Origin of the sequence: Anaerostipes sp. 494a, assembly GCF_001940315.1 — a bacterium.
GTDB lineage: Bacteria > Bacillota > Clostridia > Lachnospirales > Lachnospiraceae > Anaerostipes > Anaerostipes faecalis.
Genome location: NZ_MJIF01000001.1, coordinates 1,176,142 through 1,196,618, shown reverse-complemented (window position 1 = coordinate 1,196,618; position 20,477 = coordinate 1,176,142). Strand labels below are relative to the sequence as shown.

Genomic DNA, 20,477 nt, shown 5'->3' with positions numbered 1-20,477 from the left:
AAAGAGAAAAGAAAGATGAAGATGAAGGAGTTATTTGCTAGAAAACGAGCAGCCATTCTTTTGTTTGTGCTGGATATTATATTGATACAGGGAGCTTCTGCTATGGCTATACTCACAAGGTTTGAATTTGTGCCATCACAGGTCGATCCCATGTTTTTAGATACACTTTTTCGGTTTGCATGGATCAATACTTTCTGTACGATCATCATATTTGCAGCGTATCATTTGTATGCCACACTCTGGCGTTTTGCCAGTGTGATGGACTTTCTCAATGTGGTTAAGGCAGTGGGAATCAGTACATTATTTCAGTTTGTGGGAATGCATATGCTGAATCTTCCGATTCCAAGAAGTTATGCAATTCTTTATCTTGGATGGCTGGGTCTGTTTGCAGCCATTCCAAGAATTTTGATTCGTGTACTCCGTGGAGGAAGAAGGGTTCCTCTTCAAAAACCGAATAAGCCACAGATCCCTGTGATGCTGATCGGTGCAGGGGAAGCAGGAAGTATGATCTTAAATGAAATTAAGAACAGCAGTCTTGTTGAGAAGGATATCGTCTGTATCATAGACGATGATCCAAAAAAATGGGGGACATACTTAAATGGAGTACCGGTAGTTGGCGGAAGACAGAGAATACCAAGATATGTTATCCAGTTTGGTATCGAAGAAATCATTCTGGCAATTCCAACGCTTAAGGCAAAAGACAGGAAAAGTATTTTAAATATCTGTAAAAGTACCGGCTGTAAGATGAGTACTCTTCCGGGCTTATATCAGCTGATCAATTCGGAAGTGAAAGTATCCATGCTTCGTGAAGTGCAGATTGAAGATCTTCTGGGAAGGGAAGCAGTTAAAACAAATCTCCCATCCATTATGTCCTATGTGGAAGGACGCAAGGTTATGGTAACCGGAGGTGGGGGGTCCATAGGAAGTGAATTATGTCGGCAGATTGCTGGATATCATCCGAAACAGCTGATCGTTATTGACAATTATGAAAATAATGCATACGAACTTCAGATGGAGTTAAAACGCAAATATCCGGAACTGGATATGATCGTACTGATCGTATCCGTGCAGAATCGAAAGAGAATCAGGAATATCTTTGACAAATACAGACCGGAACTGGTATTTCATGCGGCGGCTCATAAACATGTACCACTTATGGAAAGCAGTCCATGTGATGCCATAAAGAATAATGTATTTGGTACTTTAAACGTTGCAACTCAGGCAAATGATTTTGGGGTAAAATGTATGGTTTTGATTTCCACAGATAAAGCGGTGCGACCGACCAATATCATGGGAGCCTCCAAACGTATCTGTGAAATGATCATCCAGACGTTTAATCAGAAATCCGATACGGAATATGTAGCAGTACGTTTTGGAAATGTACTGGGAAGTAACGGAAGCGTAGTACCATTGTTTCGAAAACAGATAGCAGCAGGAGGACCGGTAACGGTAACTCATCCTGATATTATCCGCTATTTTATGACAATACCGGAGGCAGTAAGCCTGGTTCTGGAGGCAGGAGCCTACGCAAAAGGCGGTGAAATCTTTATTCTGGATATGGGAGAGCCTGTGAAGATCCTGGATCTGGCAGAAAATATGATCCGATTGTCAGGTTTAACACCAGATGAAGATATCAAGATTGTATTTACAGGACTCAGGCCAGGAGAAAAACTTTATGAAGAACTGCTGATTGATGAAGATAATAAGAAAGAAACAGAAAATGAAAGGATCTTTATTGGACAGCCAATCCCGATCAAAGAGGAAGAATTCTGGGAGAGTTTAAAAGAACTGGAAAAAGCAGCATTTTCAGAAAGTAAAGAAATACGTCGGATTGTGAAAAAAATCGTACCGGAATATACGATTAAGGAAGAGTAAAAATGGGGGCATGGTAATGAAAAAAAGGATATATATGGCATCTCCAACAATGCATGGAGAAGAGCAAGAATATGTACAACAAGCATTTGATACTAATTGGATTGCTCCATTAGGACCCAATGTTAATAATTTTGAAAAAGAAATGGAAGAGTATACAGGAATCTCTTATTGCACAGCATTGAGTGCGGGAACAGCAGCACTACATTTAGCGATGAAAAATTTGAATATCCAAGAAGGAGATGTTGTTATTTGCCCATCTTTGACATTTTCAGCAACGGCTAATCCGGTTGTTTATGAAAATGGTAAGCTTGTTTTTGTAGATAGTGAACCAGATACCTGGAACATGTCTCCGGCAGCATTACGACGTGCATTGGAGAAATATCCAACAGCTAAGGCTGTTGTATTAGCACATTTGTATGGAACACCAGCTAAGATTTATGAGATCATGGAAATTTGTAACGAATATGATGTACCTTTAATAGAAGATGCTGCAGAAAGTCTAGGAGCGACTTATGATCAAAAACAGACTGGAAATTTTGGATTAATGTCAGCTTTTTCGTTTAATGGGAATAAAATTATCACTACATCTAGTGGGGGAATGTTAGCATCAGCAAACGAAGATTATATTAAACATGCAACATTTCTTGCAACACAGGCTAGAGAGCCAGTTAGACATTATGAGCATAAAGAAATAGGATATAATTACAGAATGTCAAATATTACGGCAGGAATAGGAAGAGGACAGCTGATTCATCTTAATGAACATATTCAGAGAAAAAAAGAAATATATTTTACATATAAAAAAGCATTTGAAGAAATTTGTGAGATTCGGATGAATCCTTATGAAGAAAAGATTGCAGAGCCTAATTTTTGGTTGTCATGCATAACAATTGATAAAAATTGTGGGGTGAAGCCTATTGACATTATAGAGTCTTTAGAAAAAGAGAATATTGAGAGCAGACCGATTTGGAAGCCATTACATTTACAGCCAGTATTTAAAGATTGTGAATTCTTCTCACACTATGACGATGGTAGAAAATCAATTTCAGAGGATATTTTTGATAGAGGTTTATGTCTGCCAAGTGATATCAAGAATACAGAAGCCGATATGCAATTAATTATTGAAATAATCAGAAAAGTATTTGAGTAGGGTTAAATGATATGTATCAGAGATATGTGAAACGTTTTTTTGATATTATTTTGTCAGTGTGTGGGATTATTATTTCTAGTCCGATACTATTAATTGTCACAATTTTAGTTAAAGTGAAGTTAGGAAGTCCTGTGATTTTTAAGCAGGAAAGGCCTGGATATCAAAATAAGATTTTTACGTTGTATAAATTTCGAACTATGACAGATGCATTAGACGCAAATGGGAATTTACTTTCAGATGAGAAACGTTTAACTAAATTTGGAAAGTTGCTGCGTTCCACGAGTTTGGATGAGTTACCTGAATTTTTTAATATTCTTTTTGGAGATATGAGTTTTGTTGGTCCACGACCATTATTAAAAAGTTATCTTGAATTGTATGATGAAAGACAAATACATAGACATGATGTATTACCGGGTTTAACAGGCTTGGCACAAGTGAATGGAAGGAATTCTATAAGTTGGGAAGAAAAATTTGAATTTGACATTGAATATGTGGAAAATCTTTCTTTTTGGTTAGATATTAAAATTATTTTTATGACATTTCAAAAAGTATTTTCAAGATCTGGTATTAATGCAGATGGAGAAGCTACTATGGAAAAGTTTAAAGGCAGTGTAGGAAGTGAAGCTATAAAAAGATAAAAGTAAATAGGAATATGTTATGGATACTGAAAAAATAAAGGAAATTGTAATAGTAGGTGCAGGTGGAATGGGTGGAGATACGCAATGGTTAATTGAGAGAATAAATCAACAAAAACACATGTATCAGATACTTGGATATATTGATGATGGGAAACCAAAAGGAATGGAAGTTAATGGATATCCTGTTCTTGGAGGAATAGAATATTTGATTCATTATTCCAAAATGCTAAATGTGGCATTTGCAATTGGTAATGTGAATATCCGTCAGAAGTTAATTGAAAAATGTGCTAAGAATAAAAATTTAACTTTTCCTAATCTTGTAGATCCTTCTGTGATAATGTCTGACCAAGTAAAAATGGGAAAAGGAAATATCATTTGTGCATCTGTAATTTTGACAATGAATATTGAAATTGGGAATTTTAATTTGATTTGTAATCGTTCTGTTGTTGGACACGATGATAGATTTGGCTCATATAACACGTTGTATCCAGGAAGTCTTTTGTCAGGAAATGTTCATTTAGAAGATCGAGTTGAGGTTGGAACAGGGTCACAAATTATTCAAGGAATTTGTATGAAAAGTGATATAATTCTAGGAGCTGGAACCACTGTTATACGAGACATTAAAAAGTCTGGGACATATGTAGGATGCCCGGCAAGAAGAGTGGATTATGAAAAATAAGAAAATTTTAATTTTAGCAAATTTAGATATTGGATTATATAAATTTCGAAAGGCATTGATACAAGAACTTCTAAATCATGGAAATGAAGTCTATGTTTCACTGCCTAATGGGAAATTGGTTAAAAACTTACAAGAAATGGGTTGTAGATTTGTTGAGACATCAGTTGACCGTAGAGGAATGAATCCTGTGACAGACTTTACACTTTTAATAAAATATAGACAGATTCTAAGAAAAATAAAACCAGATCTAGTAATTACATATACAATAAAACCAAATATTTATGGAGGAATGATGGCCAGAATTCAAAAAATTCCTTATGCAATCAATATTACTGGCCTGGGAACTGCATTTCAAACAGAGAATTTTGTAAAAAAGATGGTGATATTTCTTTATAAAATGTCTTGTAAAAAAGCAAAAACAGTCTTTTTTGAAAATGAAGGAAATCAGCGTGTATTTCTAAAACATCGTATTATTACTAGAAATCAGACATGTCTTCTGCCTGGAGCGGGAGTTGATTTGGAAGAATATGATCTCACAGAATATCCCAAAGATAGTAAAAAAATAAGATTTCTTTTTATTGGTCGAATAATGAAAGAAAAAGGTGTGGATGAATTATTTAAGGCAGCAGTAAATATTAAAAAAATTTATCCTAATATTTTTTTTGATATTGTAGGACCGATGGAAGATGATTACAAAAATAGGATTGACTCACTGGTGGAGAATGGAATTTTGTATTATTATGGATATCAGGAAAATGTGAAACCATTTATTGAAAAAAGTCATTGCTTTGTTTTGCCTTCTTATCATGAAGGAATGGCAAATACTTTGCTAGAGGCAGGAGCGATGGGGAGGCCGTTAATCACCAGTCGCATTCATGGATGCATGGAAGCTGTGGAAGATGGTAAGAATGGATATCTCGTAAATATACGGGATGCAAAAGATTTGGAATTAAAACTAAAAGACTTTATAGAAACAGAGTATAAAACAAAGAAGAGGATGGGACAAGCTTCTAGAAAAAGGATGGAAACTGTTTTTGATAAAAAGATTGTAGTGAGAAAAACGATGGAGGGATTATCGTTAAAATAAGGAAGGGAAAACAATGAAAATTTATTGGTTATTTCTAATATTATCAATAGGTATATTTTTTTGGAATGAACAAAGTTATCGAAATATTTGGGACGGACAAAAATACAAAAGAAAAGCATATATATCACAGGCAATTATTTTTTTCGGAGTTGTCATATTTTTTTGTGGTCTTCGAAGTGGTATTGCAGATACTGGAACATATATAGCAATGTTTGAAAAATATCCATCTAATATTACACAAATTAATTTTGATGACATTGGAAAAGATAAAGGTTTTTATTTCCTTTCCGTGTTGTATAAGCAATTTATATCATTAGATTTTCATGGATGGCTGTTTTTGATTGCTTTGGTTTCAGGAATAGCTCTTATGACGGGCTTTCTGAAATACTCGGAATATTTTGGACTTAGTTGCTTTCTATTAATTGCTAGTACGATGTTTACATATTTTGTAAATGGAATGAGGCAGTTTCTTGTTGTTACAATTTTTTTCTGTGCTTCTTATATGATAGTTGATAGAAAGTGGAAAGAATATATTATTTTAATATTATTGTTATCTACGATACATGGTTCAGCAATTATTCTATTATTTATCTATTTTTTAGGGATAACAAAACCATGGGGAAGACAAATGAGAACAGTTATTTTTCTTTCACTAATTTTAGGTATATTTTTTGATAAAATATTTCCGGTTTTTGGACAAATTTTGATGGAAACGCAGTATAAAGGATATGTTAGTTATATCTCTGATCAAGGAAAAGGAAGTAGTGTCATACGATTGGCTATTGCAGCTGTGCCATGTTTTTTAGCTTATGTTGGAAGGCAGGTAATTGAAAAAGAAAATAATAAATATATTAATTTTTGTATTAATATGTCAGTAATTAATTTTTGTTTGTATGTTATTGCAACATTTTCCAGTGGGATGGTTGTTGGAAGATTGACAACATACTTTGATATTTTTAATTTAGTTTTGTTGCCATGGTTATTGCATCGCATATTTACGGAGAAAAGTAGAAAAATTGTTATTCTAGCCGGTATGGGATTTTATATTGTGTTTTTTTATTTTCAAATGGTTTTGGTCTGGGGATTAGGATATGAAAGTGATATATTACATTTATGGATATAAGGAGAAAATGAAAATTGAAAGTAAGTATTGTAATTCCGGTTTATAATACAGAAAAATATTTAAAACAATGTATTGATAGTGTAAAAAATCAAACATATGAAGATTTAGAGATTTTATTAGTGGATGATGGGGCGAGTGATGCAAGTCCTAAGATTTGTGATGATTATGCTAAACAAGATGTACGAATTCAGGTAATTCATAAACAAAATGGAGGATTATCAGATGCTAGAAATACAGGAATTAAATTTAGCAAAGGTGAGTATGTTCTATTTTTGGATAGTGATGATTATTGGGATGATGTGTATTTAATTGAAAATCTTGTAGACAAATTAAAGAGAAGACCAGTAGATGTGTTGAATTTTCGATATAAAAAGTATCTGGAAATTGAGAAAAAAATGGTTAGTTGTTTGGAGTCTTTGGATGAAATAGAAGATAACGATAAAGAAAATATTCTGGAAAAAATGATTGATCATGGATTATATATAGCGTCTGCTTGTAATAAAATGATTAAATTAGATTTTCTAAAAAAAAATAAATTATATTTTAAAAAGGAAATTACTTCAGAAGATATTGACTGGTGTGCTCGAATTCTTATACAATGCCGTACTATTGGATATTGCAATAGTGAAGCGTATGTATACCGTCAGAGGGAAAACTCTATTTCACATAGCTTGACTTATAAAAATATTTATGATTTAAGCAATAATATAAAAGAATGTGTGGAATTAGGAAAAAATATTCCGAAAGATTCCAAGTTTTATGAACTATATTATGATTTTACAGCTTATCAGTATGGTGTTTTATTACTATCAAATAATATGGTAAATGATGTAAGAATCAAAGAAATTATGAGGGAAATGAAGCAGTATCAATGGCTTTTAAAATACCATAGGATTAAAAAAATTAAGATTTTGTATTATGTGAAATCTGTAGTTGGATATTCAAATTTGACTCGTTGTCTAAAATTATATTGTAAATTTAAGAATTATTGAAATAGGAGAAATATGCAAACGCTAACAATTTTTACGCCTAGTTATAATAGAAAAGATTTATTAAAAAGAGGTTACGAGGCACTAAAAAGACAGACGAATAAAGATTTCCTTTGGATGGTTATCGATGATGGATCAACAGATGGAACGGAAGAGTTGATGTATGAATTGCGTGAAAGAATAGATTCAGGATTTGAAATTCAATATATCAAAAAAGAAAATGGTGGACTGCATACCGGATATAATTCCGCAATCAAGTATGCAAAAACTGAATTAATGGTTTGTGTTGACTCAGATGATTACATGCCAGAAAATGCAGTTGAGACGATTGTGTCTTTTTGGAAAGAAAATGGCTCAAAGAAATATGCGGGAATTGTCGGACTGGATTATGATTTGGACAATCGTTTGATTGGAGATTTATTACCACAGCAAAAAACAGTAAATCTTATAGATTTATTGATTGGAAAATATCCGATTGTTAATGGTGATCGAACAAATGTAGTTCGAACAGAAGTTTATAAAGAAGTGGCTCCTATGAAAAGCTTTCCAGGTGAAAAAAATTTTAATCCTCATTATATGCATCTTGAGATTAGCAAAAAGTATGATTTTCTTGTGCTGAATCAAAATTTAAAATTTGTAGAGTATCAACCGGAAGGGATGACTAATTCTATGTGGAAGCAATATTACAATAGTCCTAATAGTTTTGCAGAGACAAGAAAATTATATTTATCATTCAAAAATACACCATTTAAGTTTAAATTAAAAAATTCCATTCATTATGTATCCAGCTGTATTTTGGCAGGAAGATGGAGAGATGGAATAATAAAGGCTCCTAGAAAAGGGTATGCGATTGTGGGATATCCATTTGGAATATTATTAAGTTTAATAATTAGGAGGAAAGGTAAGTGAAGATAAGTGTTATTATACCTGTATATAATGGGAAAAAGTATATTAAGACGTCAATAGAGTCGGTACTTGATCAACCATATAAAGATATAGAGGTGATTGTAATTAATGATGGGTCTCAAGATGAATCCTTACAGATTGCAGAAAATATTGCAAATAAAGATAAGCGTGTTAGAATTATAAATCAGGAAAATCAAGGAGTTGCAGTTGCAAGAAATCTTGGAATATATAAAGCTAAAGGCGAGTTTATAGCATTTTTAGATCAGGATGATATATGGGTGCCTAATTTCTTTTCAGAAAAAATTGTCAATCTAATTTTAAATTATAAATGTGATATGATATCTTTTGGATACTATCATAGTAATCAAAATATAACAAGACTTGTTTCTTTTCAAAGAGATTTCAAAATGATTGATAATCCATGGGAAAATATAGGGGAGAATTATAGACATTTTTCTTCTTATTTTTATAAAAAAGACTTTTTGTTAAAGAATGAATTGAGATTTGATAAGTATAGACATGAAGATGAGAGATTTCGGGCACAATGTTTTTATAGAGCAAAAAATATTCTGTATATAGATAAGGCAAACTTTGTGTATAGAAATAATCAAGGTTCTGTAACACATCAAAGTTTAGATAAAGTAGAACAAACTATAGAGAATTGTATAGATGGTTATTTAGGATTAATGGAGAAGTATGAAAATGACAGTGAGTTGTATCAGTATTGCTCTGACACGACATTACATTTATTGTTAGAATTATTAATTGAAGTAGCCACTAAACATAGCCCTTATAATTTTATCGAAATTGAAAAAAAATATAATTTACAGAATCTTTGGGATAGAAAAGGATGGATGAGTCAATCAGATAAAGTATTGTGGAATTTATACATGAATCAGCGTAAAAAATTTATTTTAAAGTGTAAGATTCGAGGTAAAATATTAGTAATACTTAGAAATGTTAAAAAAGTAGGTTTTTTGAAAATGGTTTACGAAAGAAAAAAGTATCCATTGGAGTGGAAAAAGGTCATAGAATATGGAAAAAATTAAAGTATTATTTTTGATTCATGATTTAATGCATGGTGGAGCAGAAAAGGTGTTGTTGAATTTGGTTAACAATATGGATCATTCAAAATTTGATATAACAGTGCAGACATTGTTTGATGTAGGGATAAATAAACAATTTATATCAGATAAAGTACATTATAAAACGGTATATAAAAGAATGTTCCGAGGGAATACAAAATATTTTAAACTGTTTTCACCTGAAAAGTTGTATCGTAAATTCATAAAAGATGAGTATGATATTTTAGTGGCATATTTGGAAGGAAGTTGTACAAGGATTATTTCAGGGTGTCCAGATGAGAAAAAGGTTAAAATTGCATGGAGACATTTTGCAGAAAATGAAAAAGAATTTTTACAGGCATATCGTTCCATGGATGAAGCAAAAAAAATTTATCAGAAATTTGACAAGGTGGTTGGTGTCTCCCAGACGGTGGTAGACACTTTTGAGAAATTAACAGGACTTAAAGGAATTTCCACAGTAAAATACAATACTAATGAAACTGATAAAATTTTAAAGTTGTGTACGGATGAAGTGACAAATAAAAAATTTATCCAAGATGATGTTTTAAAAATTTGTGGAGTAGCTAAAGTTCGTCCTCGAAAAGGATTTATGCGCTTAGCCAAAGCTCATAAGAAATTGCAGAGCGAGGGGTATAAATATCGAATTTATATTTTAGGAGAAGGCGAAGAACAGAGTAAAATTCAGGAATATCTTGAAAAAAATAATATAGAGGATTCATTTCTTTTTCTTGGTTATGATACGAATCCGTATAAATATGTTGCTCGATGTGACTGGTTTATTTGTCCATCCTTTGAAGAGGGATTTAGTACCGCTGCGACAGAGGCATTGGTTGTAGGTACACCGGTAGTTACAACGCTTTGTTCCGGAATGAAGGAGATGCTTGGAGAAAATAATGAGTATGGGATAATTGTGGAGAATAGTAGTGAGGGAGTGTATCAGGGGATGAAAAAAATATTAGATCATCCGGAACTATTAAAATATTATACAGATCAGGCAAAAAAAAGGGGAGCAAAATTCAGTATGAAAGACACTGTAGATGCAGTAGAGAAGATGTTTGAGGAATTGTTAGAGAAGGGAATGTAGTATGAATATATTATTGATGACTGGAACTATTAGGCCTTTTGTTAAAGTAGAGTATAACAACACAAGTGTGAGATTTAATGAGTATATGAATAACATAAAAAAATATATAAAAGAGAGTGATTTTGATAAAATTATAGAGAGAGCAAGTATCTAGTATTTGGAAAATTAGTGGAAGGATCTGGATAAACAACATTAATCAAATATTAAGCTTATCAAAAGATAAGGAAAATATTTTTCTGTATGCTCCAAAATATCATTCAATTCAAATTTGGTTATTTAAAACTAATATAGAACATTTAAATAAATTTTTTCTATCCGATTAAGCTGTGAGATTAATGGAAACTAGTTGTATAGAATATGTTTTTTTGCAATTTTTCAAAAAAATAAAGATAAAATTCATATTGATAAATTTCCACTATATCCAGATGTACAAGGGATAAATTCTAGTGGAGAAGCATATACCATGCCAAGATGGAAACTTATTTTAAAAAATATTGCTCTTCAATTAGGGTATTTTAAAGTTAAATAATTTAGTATAAAGGGGAAATGATTAATTTATGGAGAAGTTTAAAGATTTAATTTATAGAATTCGAGGAGAGTATACAACTGAGAAATTAATTTCTATGGGCATGAAAGTTGGAAAAAATTTTGGACGTCTGCATGGTGTTATTTTAGATCCATCTCATTGTTGGTTAATTGAAATAGGTGATAATGTAACTTTAGCTCCTAGAGTACATATTTTATGTCATGATGCCAGTACAAAGCAATTTTTGAATTATACCAAGATTGGACGAGTTACCATAGGAAATAATGTGTTTATTGGAGCAGAATCTGTTGTTTTGCCAGGAATAACTATAGGGAATAATGTAATCATTGGTGCAAACAGTACAGTGACACATAATATTCCAGATGGAATGGTAGTAGCCGGTAGTCCGGCCAAAATTATATGTACAACTCAAGAGTATCTTGAAAAGAACAAAGAGTATATGAAAACGGCACCAATGTATGATGAGGATTATACATTAAGAGGAAATTTAACAGAAGAAAAGAAAGAACAAATGGTTACTGATTTAGAGAGTGGAATAGGGTATGTTGATTAAATAAAAGAGGATTATTATGGAACTTTTAATTAGTGTAATTGTACCAGCATATAATATTGAAAATTATATAGAACGAAGTATTCGGAGTATTATGAACCAAACTTATTCTAATTTGGAAATTATTATTATTGATGATGGATCAACAGATGCAACGGGAACCATTATTGATAGGCTTGCAAAAGAAGATCAAAGAATTATTCCTATTCATAAGAAAAATGAAGGGGTATCTGCTGCTAGAAATACTGGTTTGGATATTGCAAAAGGAGAATATATAGGATTTGTGGATGGTGATGATTATATTGGAGAATGTATGTATGATCATTTACTTTCAAATGCAATAAGATATAAAGCAGATATTTCTCATTGTGGATATCAGATGGTTTTTCCCAATAGGATTGACTATTACTATAACACAGGGGAATTGTTGGTACAGGATAATTATCAGGGAGTATATGACTTAATAAAGGCGGATAAAGTTGAACCGGGATTATGTAATAAGTTATATAGAAGAGAGGTTATTGGGGGAAATCGTTTGGATGAACGAATACGAATAAATGAGGATTTGTTGTTTAACTATTTTTTATTCAAAAAATCTTCAAAATCTGTCTTTGAGGATATTCCATTTTATCATTATATGGTTCGAGATAATTCAGCAGCTACTTCCAGTATGAACATTCATAAAATGGAAGATCCTTTAAAAGTAATTCATATAATATCTAAACTGGAAGAAGAAAATATAAAATTTTTATTGGAAAAGAGATATACATATTTATTAGAAAAAGTTAGTTCTATGAGAATAGATAATAAAAATTGTGAATTAAAGGAAGTACAGAGAAGAAGAAGGATAGAATTATGCAATTTATTAAGTAGTAATCGGTTAAAAGCAAATTATTCAAAGAAGGAAATGCTTCAATTAAAGCTTGCGGCATATTTTCCGGCAGTGTATAGGCTGTTAAATTATATTTATGGAAGTATGACTGGTAGCAGAAATAGGTATAAAGTGTAGGAGAGATTCAAATGATTTCAGTTATCGTACCCATTTATAATGTCGAAAAATATTTAAATAGATGCATTGAATCAATTGTTAATCAGACGTATCGAGATTTGGAAATTATTTTAGTTAATGATGGCTCTACAGATCATTGTGGAGAAATATGTGATGCTTGGAAAGAAAAAGATGAAAGAATTAAGGTCGTACATAAAAGCAATGGTGGTTTGTCAGATGCTAGAAATATGGGCATGGAAGTGTCTACAGGGAATTATATTGGATTTGTGGACAGTGATGATTGGATTGATGTATCAATGTATGAGCAATTAATGAAAATCATGATTCAAAATAAATGTGACATTGTTTCTTGCGGTTTTCGAAGAGTTGAAAAGGAAGAACTAAAAAATGAATCTAAAGAAGTTCAATTTGTTCAATATAATTCTGAATCAGCGTTGGAGGCTATGATTACAGAAAATGGGATGTATCAGGTAGTATGGAATAAACTATATAAACGATCAATGGTTGAGGATATATTGTTTGAAAAAGGAAAATATAATGAGGATGAATTTTGGTCCTATCAAGTAATTGGAAGAGCTAAAAAAGTTATTGCAATAAAAAATATATATTATAATTATTTTCAGCGTGAAAACAGTATAATTAACGAAACATATTCTTTGAAGCGCTTAGATGGATTAGAAGGCAAAGAGAATAGACAGGAATATATTGACAAATATTATCCAAGATTATCCGGAATTGCAAGATTAAATTTATTTTATTCTTATATGTATGCGTATCAATGTAGTTTGAGAATGTTAAATAAAGAAGATTTATATATTGCGAAAGAAAAGATTGAGTATGGATTGACAACACTTGGATTGAAATATGCTGATTATCATAGGGAATCACTAAAACATAAAATAGGAATTATAATGTGTAAAATCTCAATGAGAAATGTATGTAGATTGCGGAATAAATTTAAGATAGGATTATAAAAATGAAGAAAAAAGTTTTTTTATATGCTTATGATAAAGTAAATTTGGGAGATGATTTATTTATTCGAACAATTGTGAATCGATATCCTGCTGCAACTTTTTTTTTATGGTCAAATAAAGAAAATAAAAAAATATTTGAAGATTGTAAAAATTTAGTTGTTATTGATAGAGATTCTAAATTTAATCAGTTTTTAAATAAGGTGCGAGCGTCGCTTAGTGTCAGATATCAAGAGAGATTAAAGAGAAAATGCGACGCTGTTGTATATATTGGCGGATCAATCTTTATGGAGTATCCTTCATGGAAGAATATTATTGAGTGGTGGAATTATCAAAGTAGTCACTATCCGTTTTATGTTGTTGGAGCTAATTTTGGACCTTATCAATCCAAAGAGTACAAGGATGCAATGGGAGAGATGTTCATAAATCTTGAAGATGTTTGCTTCCGAGATAAGTATTCCTATAATTTGTTTCAGAAAATTGATACGGTTAGGTATGCACCAGATATTTTATTTTCATATCCAATGCCAATTGTAGAGAAAAAGAAAAAACAAATTTATATTTCAGTAATAAATTGTATTGACAAGGAAGATGGAAAGTACAAGTGCTATGCATTGGAATATGAAAATATGATTAGCACTATAATAAATCATTTTTTAAATAATGGATATTATATAAAATTAGTTTCTTTTTGCAAAGAAGAAGGGGATGAGGAAGCTGTTAGAAGAATAAAAAATATGTTTTGTAATCATAATCGATATAAATACATACAAGAACTAAATTATAATGGACAAAATTATAAAGAAGTATTGTATGAATTAGCAAGTTCTGAATATGTAGTAGCAACTAGATTTCATGCCATAATATTAAGTTTACTTGCAAAGCAGAAAGTTTTTCCTATTCTTTATAGCAATAAAAGTAAAAATATGCTTAAAGATATCGGATTTTTAGGAAATAGTATTGAGTTATCTAATTTAGATGAGTTTGAAATAAATGAAGTTTTTTCTAATATACAAAAAGGAATTCAAGCAGATATAGAAAAGTTGACTAGAGATAGTAGGCAACATTTTTGTGTATTAGATCAAGTATTAAATTAATGAGTTGGTTTTGAGAATGAAGAAAAAATTTAAAAATATAAATGAATTAAAGGTCGGTTCCATTCTTACATATTTCAATTTGATTATCAGTTGCATTATTCCATTATTTTATACACCTCTTATGTTACGTATATTAGGACAAGCAGAATATGGTTTATATAGTTTATCTAATTCTGTCATTGGATATTTATCTTTGTTAACATTTGGAATGGGTGGGGCAGTATCACGATATGTAACAAAATTTCGAGTTGAAGGCAATCATGAAAAAACTGAACGAGTGATAGGGATGTTCATAGTCATATATATAATTTTTGCAGTCTTAGTATTGATTGTAGGAGGAGTACTTCCTTTTATTTCAGATGATTTTTTTGCTCGTGGATTAAGTGTAAAAGAAATTGCAAGGTTAAATATGTTAATTGTCATTATGACAATTAGTACAGCACTTTCTTTTATTTCCAGTGTGTATAATATGATAGCGATTGCTTATGAAAAATATATTTTTAAAAAGCTAATGGATAGTTTGGTAACAATTGCTGCACCTGTTTTGAATCTTATTGTATTATTGTTAGGATATGCATCAATTGGAATGGCTGTCGTTGGTTTGATTATACAAATCTTTAATCTGGTTATTTTTCCATTTTATTGTAAAACAAAATTAAATATACAAGCAAAATTCGATCATATGCCCTTTTATTTGTTAAAGGAAATTATAAATTTTACTGTGTTTATGTTCTTGAGTTCAATTGTAGATATGCTGTACTGGGCAACAGATAAAGTATTAATTGGATCTTTGGTTGGGACAATAGGAGTTGCTGTTTATAATATTGGTGGCACTTTTACAAGTATGCTACAAAACATGTCATCAGCAATTAGTAGTGTGTTTTCTACAAGAGTAACAGCATATGTTTTTGAAAAACGACCAATAGGGGATATTTCTGAAATATTAATTCGAATAGGAAGGATTCAGTACTACATTGTATCCCTTATGTTATCTGGATATATTGTATTTGGAAAAAAATTTATTTATTATTGGGCAGGTGCTTCTTATGCAGATGCATATTATATTGGACTGATGACGATGTTACCATTAGCAATTCCATTGATACAAAATATTGCTTTTGCGACAATTGTTGCACAAAATAAGCATCGATTTAGAGCTATTGTATATGTAATTATTGCAGTAATCAATGTAATTAGCACTTATATTGTAATACCTAAGTTTGGAATATTGGGGGCAGCTGTTTGCACGTGCGTAGCATTTGTGATTGGCAATGGTATTATCATGAATGTTTATTATTATAAAGTTACAAAATTAGATATATTAGGGTTTTGGAAAAATATTATGCAGATATCTGTTGTGCCCATAGGATTAACAATAATAAGCATATGGTTTTTTAAATATATATTAATTATTAATTCACTTCAGAAAATGTTGATAATTATTATTTTTTATACATGCATTTTCTTTTTCTTATCGTGGAGTGTTTCCATGAATGAATATGAAAAAAATATATTTAAAAATATCATTTATAGGATACTGGGAAGACAGACTGTATAATTTTAAATGTTATGAAAATTTTGAAAGAGAGACTAAGTATGGATAACAATATAAAAATATCAATAATTATTCCAATTTATAATGCTGAGAAATTTTTGGATAGGTCAGTAAACAGTTTAATAAAGCAGGATAATAATTATTTGGAAGTAATTTTAGTAGATGATGGTTCTACAGATAGAAGTGGGAAGATATGTGATGGGTATGCGGAAAAATATGAATATATTAAAGTAGTACATAAGATAAATGGAGGAGTATCTACAGCAAGAAATGAAGGATTAAAAATTGCAACAGGTACGCATGTTTCTTTTTTAGATGCAGATGATTTTATAGATGAAAATGCTTATAAAAATATAATTGAAGTAATTCAAAGATATAATCCAGATTGTATTGATTTTGGATGGAAGTATATTAATGATTGTGGGGAAGTGACACACAATCTTCATAAAGTGGAAAAAAACATTGTTTTAGATAAAGAAATAATAAAAAAAGATATTATACCACCATTAATTAATGTTGCGGAAGGAAAAGATTATTTTATCTATGATTTTGCAGTAAATAAAATTTACAAAAAAGAAATAATTGATCATTATAGTATTTGTTTTGATAATAACAGAAGGACGTGGGAAGATAGGACTTTTGTAGTAGAGTATTTGAAATATTGTAATTCTTTCTATTCTATTGATAAATGTTTTTATAATTATGTGAGTGTTCCAAATTCATTAAGTAGAAAATATGATATGGATTTCCTTAGTATTATACTTGCCAATTATCAGAAATATCAAGAATTATTTGGAGACGAGTACGATTTTGAATGTCAATATTCTCAAAATTATTGGCGTAATTCAGTTTCAAATATGATAATACGTTCATTAAAAGAAAAAGATAACAAACAGGAAATTGAGAAAAATATATTAAAGATTTTAATGAATGAACAGGTTATTGACTGGTTTTCCAATAGTATTAGTGAAGACGAAACTGAAAGAAAAATAAATGAATTAGTTATTACACACAAGAATGAGGAAGTTTTATCATTATATAAATCAATGATAAAGAAAGAATCATTAAAGAATAGAAAAAATAAAATGAAACATATAATTTATAGAATAATGAGAAGATAATAGCACATAGGAGGCTGGAATGAAGAGTAATCAAAAGGTATCTATAATTATACCAGTATATAATATTGCAAAGTATCTGAAAGAGTGTTTAGATTCCATACTAGCTCAAACTTATCCTCATTTTGAAATATTATTAATTGATGATGGATCAACAGACCAGTCTCCTCAGATTTGTGATAGATATGTAGAAAAAGATCCAAGGATAAAAGTTATTCATAAACAAAATGGAGGAGCTGCAAGTGCTAGGAATAAGGGATTAGATATTGCAACGGGTGATTTCGTCTGCTTTATTGATAGTGATGATAGTGTGAAAAGGAACTATATTGAAAGATTACTTGATTCTTTAGAAGTTAACGAAGCGGATATTTCTGTGTGTGCATATCAATATTTATATAAAAATGTTATAGAACATGAATCTATGGATTACATAGGAGTTATTTCAGAAAAAGATTTTATTCTCAGATTTTTAAGTGATTGGAAGAGTGGGCTCCTTTGGAATAAGATATTCAGGGCTTCATTAATAGATAATATCAGATTTGAGGAAGGCCATAAAATAGATGATGAATTTTTTACATATCAGATCATTATGAATGCTCAAAAGATAGTTGTTATAGATGAAGAATTATATATATATCGAATGCGTGCTTCCAGTGTTATGCAGTCTAAAGGAGCAAATTATGAAAAGATGCTGCAAGATCGATTTGAATATCTGACAAAGAGATATTTTGATGTAATAGAAAAGTATCCGGATTTAAAACAAGACTATTTAGAAAATTTGATAGATAATTATATACGACTGATAAATGATAGCAGGAGTAGTTCAGCATTTTTTGAGCATATGAAGCTGCAAATTGGAGAATATAAGGATATAGTAAAAGGGATTGGAGTTGATTTTTTCCTAAAAAGAGCATTTAGAAAAGCTTTGAAATCAAAATATGAACCATTAAAAATAGATGTTGAGAGGAAAAATGATAAAATCTTTTTTGAATAAGAGAAATCTGGGGAGAAGTAGTCAAGATGAATAAAAAAGTAAGTATAATTATACCTGTATACAATACGGAAAGCTATATAGAAAGATGCGTAAAGTCGTTAGTCAGCAGTACATATAAGAATATAGAGCTTATTTTGATAAATGATGCTTCTTCCGATAATAGTTTTGGTATATGTCAGGAATTGAGTAATCAATATTCATGTATTAGATTGTTGAACAATAAAAAAAATAGAGGTGTTTCTTATACTAGGAATAGAGGATTACGTTTTGCTACAGGTGAACTTATTATGTTTACAGATAGTGATGATTGGGTAGAAAATGATTATGTTGAACGGATGGTGGAAGAATATTATAGACATGAAAATGCGCTTATAATATGTGGATATGTTAATCATGATGAAGTAAAGAATGAACGTACAGATATATTTGCTTGGAAGGATTTTCAAGATACCCAGATAGTAAATCGAAAAAGTGTTTTGTATGAATTATATGAGCAGCGACTGTTGCAGCAACTATGGAATAAAATTTTCCAAAGGAAAGTAATCGAAGAAGGTAAGCTTTGTTTTGACGAGACAATAAGTATTGGTGAAGACTTCCGGTTTATATTACAATATATAAAAATGGCACAAATTGAGCAGATAGTTAAATATAATTACCCTCTCTATCATTATAGTCGTGACAATCAAGATTCATTAATGACAAAATATGGACAGGAGAAGATAGAAGAACCACTATATAATTTTCACTTATTATATGAACTTATGGGTTTTTCTGAAGAAAAAATTGAAAAGCTACTTCAGGAACAAAAAAAAGAAATAGCATTTCAATATGGATATGCTATTCTACATCATGGCAAGCTTACAAAAAAAGAAAAAATTCAATTAATGAAGGAAAATATCGGGGAGGAATGGAAAGATAGCTATAAAAAAAATAAAAAGCTATTAATAAAGGAAAAAATAATTAGTTTTATACAGAAAACAAAAAAGGGGGAACTTGGATGACATTAAAAAGAATTCTTCAAAGAGCTTACCATTTCATAGAACGAATTATTAGAGAAAGTAAAGTTTTCCCTGGTCGATTAAAAGTATTTGGATGGAAAGTTGCTTATGAAACTTTTATTGATGGATTAGTACCGCCAGGGAAAAAAGAAAGATACATTACGACTATTTCCAGTTATATAGACAACTATTTAGATGATTTGATTGAAGATTATAAAAGCATAACAGAAAATATAACCAATGAAACAAAATATGGTTTTGAAAAAGTACCGGTTTGGTGTTGCTGGTGGCAAGGGGAGAAAAGCATGCCAGAACTAGTACATATGTGTCATACTAGATTAAAGCAAGTAATTCCAAAAGAAAAAGCTGAACTTCATTTAATAACATTAGAAAATTACCAATCCTACGTAACCATTCCAGATTATATTATTGAGAAATTTAACAATGGAATCATTACCATGACGACAATGTCAGATATTCTAAGATTTTATCTATTATATAAATATGGAGGATATTGGGTAGATTCTACAGTGTTTTTTACAGATCATATTCCAGAAGAGTATTTTACAAAAGATTTCTTCTGCCAGAGGATGGCAGATCCAATAAAATGTCAAAGAGAGGCATGTAAAGGGAATTGGTGTGGATTCTCCATGGCAGGTCAAAAGGGAAGTATTATATTCAAATATATGATAGATGCATTTTCAAAATGGTGGAAAGATTATAATATGATTATTGATTATGTATTAATAGATTACTTGCTATGGACTGGTTTTCGGAAAATTCCATCAATAAATAGAATTATTAATACCGTGCCAAATAACAATGAAGATATTTTTGAGATGTATCAGGTTTTAAACCAACCATATTCGGATGAATTATATGAAAGATTAACAAAAAGAAACGTTATGCACAAATTAACTTATAAGATGGATTTAGAAAAAAGGACAAAAGAAGGAAAATTAACATTATATGGATACCTGTTAGAACAAGTATATAAGGCATATGGTTGAAATATTGAAAAA

The 20,477-nt window shown here is 30.6% G+C and carries 19 protein-coding genes; all 19 read left to right on the top strand.

Features of this window, described 5'->3' with window-relative positions:
* Positions 1 to 15 precede the first annotated feature (15 nt).
* The 19 genes from BHF70_RS06025 (at position 16) to BHF70_RS05930 (ending at position 20,465) form a co-directional block, all read left to right on the top strand.
* A complete protein-coding gene (locus BHF70_RS06025) occupies positions 16 to 1,875 on the top strand; it encodes a polysaccharide biosynthesis protein (protein ID WP_075759415.1) in 1,860 nt (619 codons plus the stop codon).
* Positions 1,876 to 1,891: 16 nt separating this feature from the next.
* A complete protein-coding gene (locus BHF70_RS06020) occupies positions 1,892 to 3,025 on the top strand; it encodes a DegT/DnrJ/EryC1/StrS family aminotransferase (RefSeq protein WP_075759414.1) in 1,134 nt (377 codons plus the stop codon).
* A gap of 11 nt (positions 3,026 to 3,036) precedes the next feature.
* Positions 3,037 to 3,663 carry a sugar transferase gene (locus tag BHF70_RS06015; RefSeq protein WP_075759413.1) on the top strand — a complete coding sequence of 209 codons (627 nt, stop codon included), beginning with the start codon at positions 3,037 to 3,039 and terminating at the stop codon, positions 3,661 to 3,663.
* A 19-nt stretch (positions 3,664 to 3,682) separates the two neighbouring features.
* Complete coding sequence (locus BHF70_RS06010; RefSeq protein WP_075759412.1) at positions 3,683 to 4,342, top strand: NeuD/PglB/VioB family sugar acetyltransferase; 660 nt, start codon at positions 3,683 to 3,685, stop codon at positions 4,340 to 4,342.
* Positions 4,332 to 5,429, top strand: a complete 1,098-nt coding sequence (locus BHF70_RS06005) for a glycosyltransferase family 4 protein (protein ID WP_075759411.1) — start codon at positions 4,332 to 4,334, stop codon at positions 5,427 to 5,429. Before BHF70_RS06010 ends, BHF70_RS06005 begins: the two co-directional genes overlap by 11 nt.
* Before the next feature lie 13 nt (positions 5,430 to 5,442).
* A complete protein-coding gene (locus BHF70_RS06000; protein WP_075759410.1) occupies positions 5,443 to 6,552 on the top strand; it encodes an EpsG family protein in 1,110 nt (369 codons plus the stop codon).
* Positions 6,553 to 6,566: 14 nt separating this feature from the next.
* Entirely contained in the window at positions 6,567 to 7,544 is a 978-nt protein-coding gene (locus tag BHF70_RS05995; RefSeq protein WP_075759409.1) for a glycosyltransferase family 2 protein, read from the top strand.
* Positions 7,545 to 7,556: 12 nt separating this feature from the next.
* Positions 7,557 to 8,450: a glycosyltransferase family 2 protein gene (locus BHF70_RS05990; protein ID WP_075759408.1), complete on the top strand. Its 894-nt coding sequence runs from the start codon at positions 7,557 to 7,559 to the stop codon at positions 8,448 to 8,450.
* Positions 8,447 to 9,496, top strand: a complete 1,050-nt coding sequence (locus BHF70_RS05985; protein ID WP_075759407.1) for a glycosyltransferase family 2 protein — start codon at positions 8,447 to 8,449, stop codon at positions 9,494 to 9,496. Before BHF70_RS05990 ends, BHF70_RS05985 begins: the two co-directional genes overlap by 4 nt.
* Positions 9,483 to 10,616 carry a glycosyltransferase gene (locus tag BHF70_RS05980; protein ID WP_075759406.1) on the top strand — a complete coding sequence of 378 codons (1,134 nt, stop codon included), beginning with the start codon at positions 9,483 to 9,485 and terminating at the stop codon, positions 10,614 to 10,616. The genes BHF70_RS05985 and BHF70_RS05980 overlap by 14 nt, the downstream gene beginning before the upstream one ends.
* 557 nt (positions 10,617 to 11,173) lie before the next feature.
* Complete coding sequence (locus tag BHF70_RS05970; RefSeq protein ID WP_075759405.1) at positions 11,174 to 11,716, top strand: acyltransferase; 543 nt, start codon at positions 11,174 to 11,176, stop codon at positions 11,714 to 11,716.
* A 16-nt stretch (positions 11,717 to 11,732) separates the two neighbouring features.
* Positions 11,733 to 12,722, top strand: coding sequence for a glycosyltransferase family 2 protein (locus BHF70_RS05965; RefSeq protein WP_083638326.1), 990 nt, complete (start codon positions 11,733 to 11,735; stop codon positions 12,720 to 12,722).
* A gap of 11 nt (positions 12,723 to 12,733) precedes the next feature.
* Complete coding sequence (locus BHF70_RS05960; protein WP_075759403.1) at positions 12,734 to 13,696, top strand: glycosyltransferase family 2 protein; 963 nt, start codon at positions 12,734 to 12,736, stop codon at positions 13,694 to 13,696.
* Positions 13,697 to 13,698: 2 nt separating this feature from the next.
* Positions 13,699 to 14,790: a polysaccharide pyruvyl transferase family protein gene (locus BHF70_RS05955; protein ID WP_075759402.1), complete on the top strand. Its 1,092-nt coding sequence runs from the start codon at positions 13,699 to 13,701 to the stop codon at positions 14,788 to 14,790.
* Between the two features lie 16 nt (positions 14,791 to 14,806).
* A complete protein-coding gene (locus tag BHF70_RS05950; RefSeq protein WP_075759401.1) occupies positions 14,807 to 16,348 on the top strand; it encodes an oligosaccharide flippase family protein in 1,542 nt (513 codons plus the stop codon).
* Positions 16,349 to 16,386: 38 nt separating this feature from the next.
* Positions 16,387 to 17,466 (top strand): glycosyltransferase, encoded by a 1,080-nt coding sequence (locus tag BHF70_RS05945; RefSeq protein ID WP_075759400.1) that lies wholly within the window; start codon positions 16,387 to 16,389, stop codon positions 17,464 to 17,466.
* A gap of 19 nt (positions 17,467 to 17,485) precedes the next feature.
* Entirely contained in the window at positions 17,486 to 18,457 is a 972-nt protein-coding gene (locus tag BHF70_RS05940; RefSeq protein ID WP_075759399.1) for a glycosyltransferase family 2 protein, read from the top strand.
* Between the two features lie 26 nt (positions 18,458 to 18,483).
* On the top strand, positions 18,484 to 19,458 hold the full coding sequence (locus BHF70_RS05935; protein ID WP_075759398.1) for a glycosyltransferase family 2 protein: 975 nt from the start codon (positions 18,484 to 18,486) through the stop codon (positions 19,456 to 19,458).
* Positions 19,455 to 20,465 (top strand): capsular polysaccharide synthesis protein, encoded by a 1,011-nt coding sequence (locus BHF70_RS05930; RefSeq protein WP_075759397.1) that lies wholly within the window; start codon positions 19,455 to 19,457, stop codon positions 20,463 to 20,465. Before BHF70_RS05935 ends, BHF70_RS05930 begins: the two co-directional genes overlap by 4 nt.
* The last annotated feature ends 12 nt before the right edge of the window (positions 20,466 to 20,477 follow it).